This is a genomic window from Lysobacter sp. Hz25, from assembly GCF_046097045.1.
GTDB classification, from domain to species: Bacteria; Pseudomonadota; Gammaproteobacteria; order Xanthomonadales; family Xanthomonadaceae; genus Lysobacter; species Lysobacter antibioticus_B.
This window is the reverse complement of the sequence record NZ_CP175666.1, coordinates 3043910-3057600: the sequence shown is the minus strand read 5'-3', so window position 1 is coordinate 3057600 and position 13691 is coordinate 3043910. Positions and strand designations below refer to the sequence as shown.

Genomic DNA, 13691 nt, shown 5'->3' with positions numbered 1-13691 from the left:
CGGCGTTCCGCTAAGGGGAGTTGGGACGAAGCGCGCTGCGCAACTGGCCGAGCTGGCCGCGATAGGTCAGCGCGAGCGCTGCGGCATACACCGTCGCACCGAGTGCGACGGCGGCGATGAGTGGGGCCCAGCCGGCGAGCGGTGGCAAGGCCGACAGGCTTGCGGCCATGACTGCGCTCGCCAGCGCGATGCGGGCCAGGTGAGCGATGGGCATCGGCATGCCGAGTTTGCGCACCGCGATGACGAACGAGACCAGCGCGCCGACGCTCACCGCGGCGAGCGCGCCGGCGGCGGCGCCGACCAGGCCCATCGTGCGCAGGCCGATGGCGGCGGCGGCAAGGAACAGGGCGGTTTCGATCACGTCGATCGCCAGCGTCCAAGCTGTCTTCTGCGCGAGCAGGAAGGGTTGGTTGGCGAAGTGGCTGCGCAGGTTCTTGATCAGCCCGGCCAGGGTCGCGAGCGGCAGGATGCTCAAGGTCGTCGCGATGTACGGCGCCGAGACCGCGGCACGCGACAGCGGCTCGGCGAGCAGGATCAGGCCGGCTGCGGTCGGCACCAGCACCGAGCAGAGCAGGGCGCCGTTGAGGGCGACCTGTTCCAGCGCCCGGTGCTTCTCGCCCTGGGCTTCCAGGCGCAAGGCGATCGGGAACGCGGCGGCGGTGACCAGCATCGCCGCGAATGCGCAGGCGCGTTGTCCCAGTGTCCAGCCGACCGAGAACAGGCCGACCGCTGCGAGGCCCATGCCGTGTTCGACGACGAAGCGAATGCCGTTGCCGGGCACCCACGCGAGCACGCCGCTGATCGCCAAAGGCAAACCGTAGAGGCAGATCCGGCGCCAGGTAGCCCGGTCCGGCTTGCGTAATTGCAGGCGCATGCGCAGGCGCGACACCGCGTACAACAAGGACAGGCTTTGCGCGATCGCGTAAGAGGCCAGCACTTCGAGCGGGCCGATCTGGGCCGGGCCATTCGCCGCCAGGCTGGCCCAGGTCCAGCCGATCGCCAGGCCGGCGACCGGGCCGATGCTCTGCAAAGCGGTGTAGACGCCGATGGCATCGGCGACCTTGGCGCGCTCGGCCAGGTGCGTGCAGTAGGAACGCGTCAAGGTGAACACGAACAACGTCGTCCACAGAGCCGGCGACGGCCAGTCGTGCGAGACATAACGCAGCAGGATCAGCAGCACCGCCGCCTGCAGCACGCCGTTGGCGAAGAACACCCAGCTCTCGATCACGTCCATGCGCTCGCGCAGGAGCGCATCGGCGCCGGGCAGGAAACGCAGCAGGAAATACGACCAGAAGGCCAGGAACAGCAGATACACCGCTTCCTGCATCGCCAGGGCCAGGGTGAACAGGCCGAACTCGTTCGGATCGAGCCAATGCGTCCACAACACGATCGCCGCCAACTGCGCGAGCGGACCGAGCAGTTGTGCGGGCAGGTACAGCAGGGTCTGGCGAATCAGCACGACGCGTCCTTGCAGGCTGTGACCACAGCAGCCGCGCACCGGAATCGCGCGAGCTTCGAGGCCGGCCGATTCGATTCCTTATCCGACCAGTTCATTCATAAATCTGAAGATAATTAAGTGATTTGCATCACAGTTTTAGTCCGACGCATACTCCCACGGCATGCTCGGAGCCACAAGGGCAGGCCAGGAAAAACCTTCAGTTTCCAGAGGCTTTCGTGACTCATCCCGCAAGCGTCGCACCGGTTCCGCTCACTGTTTCCTCACACGATTCCTGTCACGTCCTGGTCTGCGGCGGCGCCGGTTATATCGGTGCGCACGCCGCTTACGCGCTCGCGCATCAAGGCTTCGAAGTCAGCGTGCTCGACAACCTCAGCACCGGTCATCGCGAGGCCTTGCGCTGGGGCCGCTGGATTGCCGCCGACTTGTTGAAACCGGAAACGCTGGATGCCGCGTTCGAGCGTCCGGTCGATGCGGTGATGCATTTCGCCGCGCGCTCGCTGGTCGGCGAATCGGTCGCCGCGCCGTACGACTACTACCGGCACAACGTGGTCGGCAGCCTCAATCTGTTGCAGGCGATGCAGCGTCATGGCGTCGGTCGCCTGGTGTTTTCGTCGACGGCCGCGGTCTATGGCGAGCCGGACTCGGTATCGATCGACGAGGCGCATCGGACCGACCCGATCAATCCTTACGGCGCCAGCAAGCTCATGGTCGAGCGCATGCTCGCCGACGCCGCGCAGGCCTACGGCTTGCGTTCGGTGTCGCTGCGTTATTTCAACGCCGCCGGCGCCGCGGCCCATGCCGGCATCGGCGAATCGCATTATCCGGAAACCCATCTGATCCCCAACGTGTTGCGCGCGGCCCTCGGCGAAGCGCAGGCGCTGCAGGTGTTCGGCAACGACTACGACACCGTCGACGGTACCTGCGTGCGCGACTACATCCACGTGATCGACCTCGCCGACGCGCACATCCGCGCCTTGCGTTGGCTCGACAGCACGCCGGGCGCGCATCGCTTCAATCTCGGCAACGGCCAGGGCTTCAGCGTGCTGCAGGTGATACGCGCGGCCGAGGCCATCGCCGGCCGCCGCATCCCTTACTCGCTGGCGCCCCGCAGAGCCGGCGACCCGCCGGTGCTGGTCGCGGCCAGCGATGCGGCGAGATCGCTACTGGGTTGGGCCCCGCGTTATACCCGCCTGGAAGACATCATCGACAGCGCCTGGCAATGGCATAGCGCGCCGGCATTCTGAGCGGCGCAGCGCATCGGGAACGACCGCGACGACGCGATCGTCGCAGCGGCGCGATCGCCGCAGGTGGCTTCAGCCCGGCTGCGACCAGCCGATGCTGCCGAAGTTGAATGCCGACACGTCCTTCAAGGCGACACGGCAGAACACGCCGCGGTCGGACGGAAACGCCTGTTGCGTTCCGGGGGTGTAGTAGGTCGCGTCCTTCAGATGAAGGTACAGCGGCGGGCCGGGCCGGGGCGCGCCTTCTTCACTGGAAGCTCTCGCGGCCAGGCCTTCGACCGCTTCGTGGATGCGCGCGGTGATCGGGTGGTGCTGGGCGTAGCGCTTGAAGCTGACGACCGTGCCCGAGATCAGCACCCCGGCCACCAGCAAGGTCACCTGCAGTTCGGGCGCTCCGTCCTGGCTCGCGGTATCGGCCACCACTTCGAGCACGATGTCGCGGGTTCCGAAATCCGCAAGCACGCTGCTGCCCGCGCCACTGCCCTGGGTCATGCCGTTCTCCTCTTAGCCAACTGTCGCGCCGATCGGGCGCATCGATTCGATGCGGCCGTCGCGGCCGCCTAAACGGGGTACGCGAATCGTCCGCGCAAACGGCCAAACGACCCGCGAGCGAGCCTGGATTGACCTGGCGCGGCGCCCAGTGAGGCTCCTGCCGGTACGGCCTAGGATGCGGGCCAGGGCGGCGGCGAAAGCCATAAGTCCGGCGGCGCCCAGGGCGCCCAACCGCTTCGATCCGACATTGTTTAGACGCTGGCTCGCTTACGTAATTAAGCGAAGTTAATCACCTGAACGGTGCGAATACGCGATTTTCACGTCGCTTTGATCAAAATGTGATTTGAATCACATTGACGGTCATCTGCCGGCTCGCGGTTTGCAGCGGCCGATCGCTGCCGCTCCATGCCGACCGCTCGAGGTCGGCGCTCCCACCGCCGAATCGCTTCCACAGCCGTCCGCCCGAAGACGTCGCTGCGAGGGACCGCGTCCGGCCGTCGCTACTCTCAATCTCGAACAGACTCATGAAAAGAACTACGGACGGTCGCCATTCGCACACGCACACCGGGAGCAAGAACCAACCCACCAAGCCGATCGCCGCAGCCGCCTTGCTCTGTCTCGGCCTGTGCGCGGCGCTGCCGGCAGCGGCGCAGTTCAAGGTCAACAGCAGTTTCCGCAACAGCACCGAGCCGGGCTGGACGATCACCGGCACCGACAACCTCGGCACGAACGACAGCGGCATTCTCACCGGCGGCTACGGCGCGATTCCGAACGGCGTCAACGACAGCAATGGCAACGGCTGGCTGCGCCTGACCACCAATCTGGGCGGGCAATCGGGTCGCGCGCTCTACAGCGGCGGCACGGTCTCGCCGCAGTTCGGCATCATCGTCGAATTCGATTACGTCAGTTGGGGCGGCACCGGCGCCGATGGGCTCAGCGTATTTCTCTACGACGCCAACGGCACCATGGCCGGCGCGCTCGCCGGCGCTTCGCTCGGTTACTGCAAAGGCAACGGCGCCTACCTCGGCATCGGCCTGGACGAATTCGGCAACTTCTCCAGCGCCGGCGCCTCCGGCGGCTGCTCGGGCGGCGGCGGTCCCGGCTCGACGCCCGACAGCGTCGTCGTGCGCGGCCCGGCCTCGACCAACAACATCTACATCGGCGGCGCCACTGTCGCCAGCGGTGTCGATTCCCCGGGGGTGTTGGCGCGTCCCACGCCGAACCGCGTGCGTTACTTCCTGGTGCCCAACGGCTCGGGCGGCTACCGCATTTCGGTGGCCTACGGCGCCGCCGGCGCGGCGCCGACCACGGTGGTGAACGCGTTGGATTTCCTGCACGTCGCGCCGACCCAGTTGCGCATCGGCATCGCCGGCTCTACCGGCGGTTCGACCAACATCCACGAGGTGCGCAATCTGGCGATCTCGACCCCGGCGGATATCGCGGTGACCAAGACCGTATCGGCGGCCTCGATCCTGCGCGGGCAACCGGTGACCTACACGGTCACCGTACGCAACAACGACATCAACGCCAACGACCCCGGCGATCAATCGCCGAACATCGATGCGAGCAACGCGCCCGACATCAACGACGCCTTGCCGGCGCAGTTGACCGGCAAATCGTGGACCTGCTCGGCCAGCGTCGGTTCGACCTGTCCTGCCGCGAGCGGCACCGGCAACCTCGCGGTCGCCGGCGGTTACACGCTGGCCAAGGGCGGGGCGCTGACCTTCACCCTGACCGGCACCGTCGCCACCACGGCGACCTGCGGCGCCACCGTCGCCAACACCGCCACGGCCGATTTCTCGGCCACCGACGGCTTCTCCGACATCAACACCGCCAACAACTCGGCGAGCGTGAATTTCACCGTCGCCTGTCCGACCCTGCAGGTGCAGAAGATCAGCAACGGCGGCATCGGCACCTTCAACTTCAGCGGCGACAACGGCATCCAGGCCCACGACATCGTCACCGCGACGGCGGGCACCGCGGCCGCCGGCGCGACCCAGACGCTCAGCGCGGCCGGCGCGGCGACCACGGTCACCGAATCCGATCCGCCGGCTGGCTTCTCGTTGACGGGGATCGCATGCACCGGGCTGGGCGTCGGCGGCGTGGCGACGCCGAACCTGGCGACGCGCTCGGTCTTGCTCGATGCGGCCGCCACTCGCACCGTCGGTCCGATCGTGTGCACCTTCAGCAACAGCAAACAGCCGGTCCTGCGCTTGCAGAAAGCGCTGCCGCTCGGCCGCTTCTCCGTTTCCGATCAGTTCGCCTTGAGCATCTCCGGCCCGGGTGGGCCCGCCGTCGCGACCACCACCGGTGTGACCAACACCCCTGCCGAAATCGCGAGCTTGAACCCGGCAACGATCGGTGGCGTTTATGTCCTCAGCGAGACCAGCGCGGGCGGCGCGAATCTGGCCAATTACGCGGCGGGCTATTCCTGCAGCAACGCCTTGGCCGGTGGGCAAACGCCGAGCGGCAGCGGCGCCAGTTTCAACCTGACCGCGGTCGCCGGCGACGATCTGACCTGCACCTTCAGCAACACGCGCAATCCGCTCGCCGATCTGAGCATCACCAAGACCAACACGCCCGGCATCAACGGCGATGTCGACCAGACTAACGACACGCTGACCCGCGGCGCGACGACGGTGTACACGATCCGAGTGGTCAACCACGGTCCCGACGGCGTGACCGGTGCGGTGCTGCGCGACCCGATCGCCGGGCGCAGCGGCCTGAGCTGCAATACGCCGCCGACCTGCAGCGGTGCGGCTTGTCCGGCCGGCCCCTTGAGCGTGGCGCAGTTGGACAGCGGCGTGACCCTGGGCGCGCTCGCCAACGGCGCGGCGGTGGTGGTGAGCTTGAGCTGCGTGGTGAACTGAAGCCTCGCGATCGGTCGCGAAGCCCGATCGCCCCCGCCCGAGCAAGCCCCGCCCCGAGCAAGCCCCGAGGCTCCGATGCAGCGTTCCGCCGCGAACGCTTCTGCTTTCGACGGACGCATGCGATAACCGATCCAACGTATCGTTTCGGAGTCGTGCATGCCCGCCATCCCCACCGTCGTCGCCGTGAGCGACGGCGCGCCGTATCAGGTCCGTCTCAGCGACGATCTCGAGCATCATTGGTTCGCCGACGAACCGGCCGAGCAGGGCGGCGCCGACAGCGGCCCGCCGCCGGAGCGCCTGTTGTTGTCCAGCCTCGGCGCCTGCACCGCGATCACCTTGCGCATGTATGCGGCGCGCAAGCAGTGGCCGCTCAGCGCGGTCGAAGTGGAACTCAGCTTCAACCCCGACGGCAAGCCGGCCGAGGGCACCGACATCCGCCGCCGCATCATGTTGAGCGGCGAACTCAGCGACGAGCAGCGCGAACGCCTGTTGCAGATCGCCAATGCCTGCCCGATCCACAAAGTACTGACCGGCGAAGTGCGGATCGCGACCGCGTTGGCCGCGCCGGCCGCCTGAGGCGAAGCAGGCGGCCAGGCTTGCGATCCGCATGCCTGACGAGAAGTAAGCCGCGCCGGAACCCCGGCGCGGCGCTTGCGATCAGGACTTGAGGAAGTCCAGCAGGTCCTGGTTGAGTTTTTCCTTGTGGGTGTCGGTCAAACCGTGCGGAGCGCCGGGATAGACCACCAGCTTGCTGTTCTTGACCAGCTTGGCCGAGGCGCGCGCCGCCGCGTCGATCGGCACGACCTGGTCGTCGTCGCCGTGCAGGATCAGGGTGGGCACGTCGAACTTCTTCAGGTCTTCGGTGAAGTCGGTTTCCGAGAACGCCTTGATGCTGTCGAAGGTGTTCTTGTGGCCGCCCTGCATGCCCTGGACCCAGAACGAATCGATCATGCCCTGCGACTTCTTCGCGCCGGGACGGTTGAAGCCGAAGAACGGGCCGCCGGCGAGGTCCTGGTACAACTGCGAGCGGTCGGCGATCGAGCCTGCGCGCAGACCGTCGAAGACGTCCTTCGGCAGACCGCCGGGGTTGGCATCGGTCTTGAGCATCAGCGGCGGCACCGCCGAGATCAGGCCGGCCTTCTTGACCCGCTTGGTGCCGTGACGGCCGATGTAGCGCGCGACTTCGCCGCCGCCGGTGGAGAAACCGAACAGGCTCGCGCCCTGGATGTCGAGATGTTCGAGCAACTGCGCCAGGTCGTCGGCGTAGTGGTCCATGTCGTTGCCGTCCCAGGGCTGGCTGGAACGGCCGTGGCCGCGGCGGTCGTGGGCGATGGTGCGGTAGCCGTGTTCGGCCAGGAACAGCATTTGCGCTTCCCAGCTGTCGGCGCTGAGCGGCCAGCCGTGGCTGAAGACCACCGGCTCGCCGTCGCGCGGGCCCCAGTCCTTGTAATAGATCTGCACGCCGTCTTTGGTGGTGAAAGTGCCCATGGTGTCGCTCCTGTGCGGTGGGGAAGAAGGGAGAGTGTGGTCGATGCGGGCGACACCGGCGTTGACCGGTGTCGCAGGGAGTCGTTTTGAACGCGTAGCGTCAACTGCGAAAGCCGAGATCAGGGCGCGGTGTCGACGAGGACCAACTCGGCATCGTCGATGGCGACGACGCGGATAGCGCCCTCGTTGCGGATCGCCGCGCCGTCGCGAGCCTGCAAACGCACGCCGTTGACCTCGACGCTGCCCTTGGCCGGCACCAGATAGCCATAGCGGTCGTCGGCGAAGACGTATTCGGCCGATTCGCCGGCAGCAAGGGTCAGGCCGAGCACGCGCGCATCGGCGCGGATCGGCAAGGTGTCTTCGTCGCCGTCGATGCCGCTGGCCAGGGTGACGAAATGGCCGGCGCGGTCGCCCTTGGGGAAAGGCTTGCTGCCCCAGGTCGGCGCGCCGCCGCGCTGATCGGGAATGATCCAGATCTGGAAGATGCGGGTGGTGTCGGATTCGAGGTTGTATTCGGCGTGCTGGATGCCGGTGCCCGCGCTCATCACCTGGACGTCGCCGGCTTCGGTGCGGCCGCGGTTGCCGAGGTTGTCCTGGTGGGTGATCGCACCGTCGCGGACGTAGGTGATGATCTCCATGTCGGCGTGCGAATGCGGCGGGAAGCCGGTGTTGGCCTGGATGGTGTCGTCGTTCCAGACCCGCAGCGCGCCCCAGCCCATGCGCTCGGGATCGCGGTAGCCGGAGAAGGAGAAGTGATGCTTGGCGTCGAGCCAGCCGTGGTCGGCGCCGCCGAGGCTGTCGTAGGGGCGAAGTTCGATCATGTCCGTGTCCTCGTGGTTGAGTGCCGTGTGGCTTGAGGAGAACGATAGGCCGATGCGATCAGGTTTAGAATGGAACCAATGGAAAACCATTCTTTCCAAAATTGATATGGACGCCCGCCATGCAGAAACTGCCCGACCTGGAGGCCTGGGCGATCTTCGCCAAGGTCGCCGAAACCGGATCCTTCGCACGCACCGCCGGCGAGTTCGGCCTGTCGCAGGCGACCGTGTCCAAGGCGATCACCCGCCTGGAGACGCGGCTGAAGACGGTGTTGTTCCATCGCACCTCGCGCAAGATGTCGCTGACCGAGAGCGGGCGCGGCGCGCTGGAACGCGCCAGCCGCATCCTCGCCGAGGGCGAAGCGGTCGAGGCCGAAATCACCGCCCAGGCCGCGAGCCCGCGCGGGCAGGTGCGCATCGCCGCGCCGATGTCGTTCGGCATCGCTCACCTGTCGCCGCTGCTGCCCGAATTCATGGCGCGCTATCCCGACATCGCCCTGGAGATCGTGTTCGACGATGGCGTCACCGACCTCATCGGCGGTGGCTACGATCTGGCCCTGCGGATTTCGACCCTGGCCGATTCGAGCCTGCTGGCGCGGCGGTTGTGCGGCGTGCGCATCCTGTTGGTGGGGTCGCCGGCCTATCTGGAACGACGCGGACGGCCGAAGCATCCGCGGCAGCTGGCCGATCACGACGCGCTGTTCTACACCTATTCGCGTTTCGGCAACGCTTGGCGTTTCAGCCACAAGCGCCACGGCGATTTCTCGATCAGCGTGGCGACGCCGTTGCGGGTCAACAATGCCGAGGCCTTGAACCCGGCCTTGCTCGCGGGGCAGGGGCTGGCCTTGCAACCCGAGTTCCTGGTCTGGCGCGAACTGCGCAACGGCAAGCTCGAAGTGGTGATGCCGGAGTGGGCGCCGCCGCCGATCGCCCTGCACGTCGTCACGCCGCCGGGCCGGATCCGCCCGGCGCGCGTGCAGGTGTTGATCGATTACCTGGTGCGTAAGTTCGAGAAGGCGCCGTGGGCGGACCCGCAGGAACGTTAGGACTAGGCTTGCGTCGACGGGGAGGCGGCGCCGACGGGCGGTGCGGGCGTGAGCAGGCAGGTGTGGCACCTTCGGTCGAAGCGGGCATCGAGACACATAAACGGAGTCGCCGGTGACTTCGGCCGACATGCGTCAACCGGCGTTCGGCCCTGCGACACGCCTCGATCGAGACCGGGAAACGGGCGGGAGCGAGACAAGGACGACCGTTCATCCTCGATGACCGGTTGTTTACTCCGCTGTGCCTTTGCGCAAAAAGCACACCGAATGAAGTAAATCGACTAAGAAAAGGCACCTCGTGATTGAGAGGGGCGAAAAACTGAGATATAAGTCACAGAAGTGCCGGTGGCCTGGACGCCTGGGCAAGTCACCAATCGAGAGTCGCTGCCCCTTGGGGCTCCGTGGCAGCGCTGTCCTGAAGCGCACGTATCGAGCTGCAAGATTGTCGCTCGACGCCGACTCACTGATTGGCCTGTGCAATGAGGGGGTGCCGTTTGTTCAACCATCGTCGTCGATGCCCGTCCGCCAGTACACGCGGTGGGCGCCTGTATGCCTGCCGTGCGGCCTTGGTATTGCTGCCGCTGCTGGCGTTTCCGGCAACTGCGCAGATCCAGCGCAGTTTCCTCAATCTTGGCTTCGAAGAGCCCATCTTGGTACCGGCGGGCTGCTTCAAGCAAACCGTGGATTCGCGAGTAACGGGCTGGACCACGACTCACTTCAGCGCCACATCCAACGGCAACTGCACCAGCCCGCCAAGCGACGAAACAGGACCTTTGATCGAACTGTGGAGCAACGGCTTTTCCGGAGTGCCGTCGCGGGCCGGCAGCAATTTCGCCGAACTCAATGCTCAGACGCCCTCGCGCTTGTTTCAGCGCGTATGCCTGGTCACCGGAGAGCAGGTGCAGTGGCGGCTGAGCCACCGTGCCAGATCCCCGGGCGGCACCGGCATCGACGTGATGGCGTTCAACATCGATGCCACGGTCAACCAGATCGGCCGCTTCGCGACCAACACCAGCGGTGGCGGCACCGTGCAGGCCTGCGGCGGCGGTCTGATCGGCAGCGCGAGTTGCGCCGCGCCGACGACGACCAATACCTGGGCCGACTACACCGGCACCTTCACCTGGGCAGGCACCTCCGGCATCCACGATTTCGGCTTCGAGGCCATCAGCACCTCGACCGGCGACAGCACCGTCGGCAACTTCCTCGACGAGATCCAGATCTTCCTGACCCCCTACCTGGAGTTCAAAACCGCGACCACATCGGGAACGGAATCCGTCACCACCGGCGGCGGCCCGCTCATTGCAGTTTCCGGCTCTCTCGCCGCACCGGTGAATGTAACCATCCAGGTCACGGCAGCGAGCACAGCGACGCTCGGCAGCGACTACACCACGCCGTCGGGCACCAACACTTTCACCATGACGATCCCGGCCGGCGACTACGACGGCAACGTCGGCAGCCAGTTCCCGACCGGCATCGTCATCGTCAACGACACCGTCGTCGAGAACAACGAACTGATCGTGATGACGGTGCAGCCGAATCCCGCGGCCTACACCATCGCCAGCACGTCCACCTGCGGCCCGCCGTTCGTGCAGACCTCGACCTACACCGTCCTCGACAACGACGTCGACACGCGCACGACCAAGACGGTGAGCAACGCCAGCCCCGCAGCCGGCGGCAGCACGGTGTTCACCGTGACCTACCAGAACAACACCGCGCGCCCGACCGTGGGCACGGGCAGCGATCTGAACGTGCACGACGCTCAGGTGACGATCGCCGATGCGCTGCCGGCCGGTTTCACCGCGTTCTCGTGGACCTGCGCCGCCAGCGGCACACCCACTCCCGTGTGTCCGGCCGCCAGCGGCACCGGCGCTATCGCCGCGACCGCGACCTTGCCGGCCGGCAACGCGGCCGCGGGCGGCACCCTGACCTATACGATCACCGGCACGCTCGACCCGGCGCAGTGCGCGGCAACCACCAACACCAGCACGGTCGCGGTGATCGCGCCAATGGAGGAGGGCACCAGCGCGCAGGCCTTGTTCGTCACGCCAGCGCCGGGCGGCACCGCCAACAACACCGCGACGGCGGTGGTGGACCCGGGTTGCCTGACCCTGAGCAAGACCACCAGTCCGGCCGCGGCTGCGACCTTCGGCTTCGCCCTGACCAATACCGCGCTGACCGCCGCGACGGTGAGCACGCCGGCATCGGGCGCGGCGCAGGTCGACGGCAACGCCGCCGCAGGCGTGCAACCGTTCGGCATCGTTGCGCCGGGCACGGCGATCACGATCCAGGAGAACGCGCTGCCGGCGATTTACCAACTCGGCAGCGCAACCTGCAGCAACGGCACAGCTAACGTCGGCAGTCTGAGCGGCACCACCTTCACCATTCCCTCCACCGACGTGGTGGCCGGCACCGACTTCACCTGCAGCTTCACCAATACGCGCAAGACCGCGTCGGTGGCGTTGGCCAAGACCTGGGGCGGCGCGGTCGTCAACGACAGTGCAAACCTGAGCGCGACCGGCGGTGTGGCGAACCCGACGCTGACGTCGGTCGCCAACAGCGCGAACGAAACCGACACCGGTGCGGCGGTGGTGGTCGACACCGGCACTGTGTTCACCCTGTCCGAGATACTGGGTGCCGGCAACATCGGCCTGTATAACCCGAGCGCCTGGGCCTGCACCGGCACCGGCGGCCTGTCGGGCAATTCGCTGACCGTCGGCGACAACGACACCGCGATCGTCTGCACGATCACCAATACGCGCCGGCAGGCCGACCTGCGCATCACCAAGACCAACACGCCGGGCATCAACAACGACATCGACCAGGCCAACGACACGGTCACGCGAGGAGCGACCACGACCTATACCGTGGTGGTGACCAACGTAGGCCCGGACGCGGTGGTCGGAGCGCTGGTCAGCGACACGGCCGGCCCTGGCATCGTCTGTCCGGCGGGTAACGTGGTGACCTGCACCGGGCCGGCGGGCGCGTGCCCGGCAGGGCCGTTGACCTTCGGCGCGCTGTCGGCCGGGGTGACGCTCGGCACCCTGTCCGCGGCGCCCGGCAGCAATCAGGTCACTTTCGTGTTCCAGTGCAACGTGCCCTAGTCGCCGGCGCGGCCTGCGCGTCCCGGCCAGAGCCGGGTCGCCGGGCGGGCGTCACGAGATCTCGCCAGCCAACTGAAGTGCTTGCACGCAGGTTTTTGCGCGATGGGTTCGTATCCGAGTTGGTGCGCGGGTCGTGGCGTTATTGGCCGAATGAGGCCGCCGCCGCTCAGGCGCGATCGACTTCCAGCGCAGCCGATGCCTCCGCCCGCGCTCGCCGCGCCGACAGCAGCATCTGCACAGCGGCGTACAGCGTCACCGCCAGCACCAGCCAACGCAGCCATTCCAACGGCAGCGATTTGACCAGGAAGGCCGCGATCAAGACCCCGGGAATGCCGCCCAAGGTCAGGCCCAAGGCCGCGCGCAGGTCGTAGCGGCCGCTGCGCACGAAGGCCGCGCCGCCGACCGGCATCAGGAACGCGCAGGCGCCCATCATGATCGGGAACGCCGCGAGCGGGTTCATGCCGAGCAAGCTGACCAGGATCAGGCACGGCGCGTACAGCCCGATGCCGAGCATCATCAACGCGCCGAGCACGAAGCTGGCGGCGATGGCGAAGGCGAGCGTCGCGCCGTGCAGGCCCAAGGCGTCGCCGCCGCCCGGCAGCCATTGCAGGTTGGTGGCTAGGAACAACAGCGCCGAGACCAACAGCGCGATGCCCATGCCGATCTGGATCGCGCGCTTCGGCAGCCGCGCCACCACCCGCACGCCGGCCCAGGCGCCGGCGACCGCGGCGGCGATCATCCCGGCCAGAGTGACGAAGTCGACGCTGACCACGGCGATGAAGATCAGGGCCTGGGCGATGGTCGGCAGCGCGTGGCCGACGTTCAAGGTGCCGGGAATGCGATCGTCGGTGACCCGGCCGCGCAACTTGAAGATCGCGGTGGTGGTGGCGAAAGAACCGATGCCGAGGGTGTCAAAGAAATTCGCCACGAAGCCGGTCAGCCCATCGCCTGGACGGGGCCACGGCGACACACCCGCGTCCGCATCGCGATCCCGTTGGCGGCGGGAACGCTCCAGCGCGTACCAGCGCCAGGCATAGGCCAGCGCCAACAAGGCCAGGGCCGACCAGAGCAGGGCGACCTCGAGGCTCGGACGATTCACGACAGTGCCTCAAGCGGCGAGGGCGAGCGGCTGACGAATTCGACGAGGGGCATGGCGCCTCCGGACAGGACCCGGGCCAT

General features: G+C 67.1%; 10 protein-coding genes. 5 read left to right on the top strand and 5 right to left on the bottom strand.

Annotation, left to right across the window (positions count from 1 at the left end; all coding sequences use genetic code 11):
- Positions 1–10: 10 nt before the first annotated feature.
- Positions 11–1459 carry a lipopolysaccharide biosynthesis protein gene (locus ACKN61_RS12780; RefSeq protein ID WP_408949861.1) on the bottom strand — a complete coding sequence of 483 codons (1449 nt, stop codon included), beginning with the start codon at positions 1457–1459 and terminating at the stop codon, positions 11–13.
- Between the two features lie 215 nt (positions 1460–1674).
- Here ACKN61_RS12780 and galE point away from each other — a divergent pair, with 215 nt between their 5' ends.
- The gene (gene galE, locus ACKN61_RS12775; RefSeq protein WP_408949860.1) at positions 1675–2703 is read left to right on the top strand and encodes a UDP-glucose 4-epimerase GalE; all 1029 of its coding nucleotides are present in this window, start codon (positions 1675–1677) and stop codon (positions 2701–2703) included.
- 69 nt (positions 2704–2772) lie between these two features.
- Here galE and ACKN61_RS12770 read toward each other — a convergent pair whose 3' ends face one another.
- Positions 2773–3192, bottom strand: coding sequence for a hypothetical protein (locus ACKN61_RS12770; protein ID WP_408949859.1), 420 nt, complete (start codon positions 3190–3192; stop codon positions 2773–2775).
- A gap of 524 nt (positions 3193–3716) precedes the next feature.
- On the opposite strand from ACKN61_RS12770, the gene ACKN61_RS12765 reads away from it, so the two are divergent.
- Both ACKN61_RS12765 and ACKN61_RS12760 read left to right on the top strand, forming a co-directional pair.
- Positions 3717–6062, top strand: coding sequence for a hypothetical protein (locus tag ACKN61_RS12765; RefSeq protein WP_408949858.1), 2346 nt, complete (start codon positions 3717–3719; stop codon positions 6060–6062).
- Positions 6063–6218: 156 nt separating this feature from the next.
- Positions 6219–6638: an OsmC family protein gene (locus ACKN61_RS12760; protein WP_408949857.1), complete on the top strand. Its 420-nt coding sequence runs from the start codon at positions 6219–6221 to the stop codon at positions 6636–6638.
- Positions 6639–6719: 81 nt separating this feature from the next.
- Here the strand turns inward: ACKN61_RS12760 and ACKN61_RS12755 are convergent, their stop codons facing one another.
- Positions 6720–7550: an alpha/beta fold hydrolase gene (locus tag ACKN61_RS12755; RefSeq protein WP_408949856.1), complete on the bottom strand. Its 831-nt coding sequence runs from the start codon at positions 7548–7550 to the stop codon at positions 6720–6722.
- Between the two features lie 119 nt (positions 7551–7669).
- Entirely contained in the window at positions 7670–8371 is a 702-nt protein-coding gene (locus ACKN61_RS12750; protein WP_031370146.1) for a pirin family protein, read from the bottom strand.
- A 119-nt stretch (positions 8372–8490) separates the two neighbouring features.
- On the opposite strand from ACKN61_RS12750, the gene ACKN61_RS12745 reads away from it, so the two are divergent.
- Positions 8491–9414, top strand: coding sequence for a LysR substrate-binding domain-containing protein (locus ACKN61_RS12745; protein ID WP_408949855.1), 924 nt, complete (start codon positions 8491–8493; stop codon positions 9412–9414).
- 770 nt (positions 9415–10184) lie between these two features.
- The gene (locus ACKN61_RS12740; RefSeq protein ID WP_408949854.1) at positions 10185–12512 is read left to right on the top strand and encodes a beta strand repeat-containing protein; all 2328 of its coding nucleotides are present in this window, start codon (positions 10185–10187) and stop codon (positions 12510–12512) included.
- A gap of 166 nt (positions 12513–12678) precedes the next feature.
- Here ACKN61_RS12740 and ACKN61_RS12735 read toward each other — a convergent pair whose 3' ends face one another.
- The gene (locus tag ACKN61_RS12735) at positions 12679–13611 is read right to left on the bottom strand and encodes a TSUP family transporter (RefSeq protein ID WP_408949853.1); all 933 of its coding nucleotides are present in this window, start codon (positions 13609–13611) and stop codon (positions 12679–12681) included.
- Between the last annotated feature and the right edge of the window lie 80 nt (positions 13612–13691).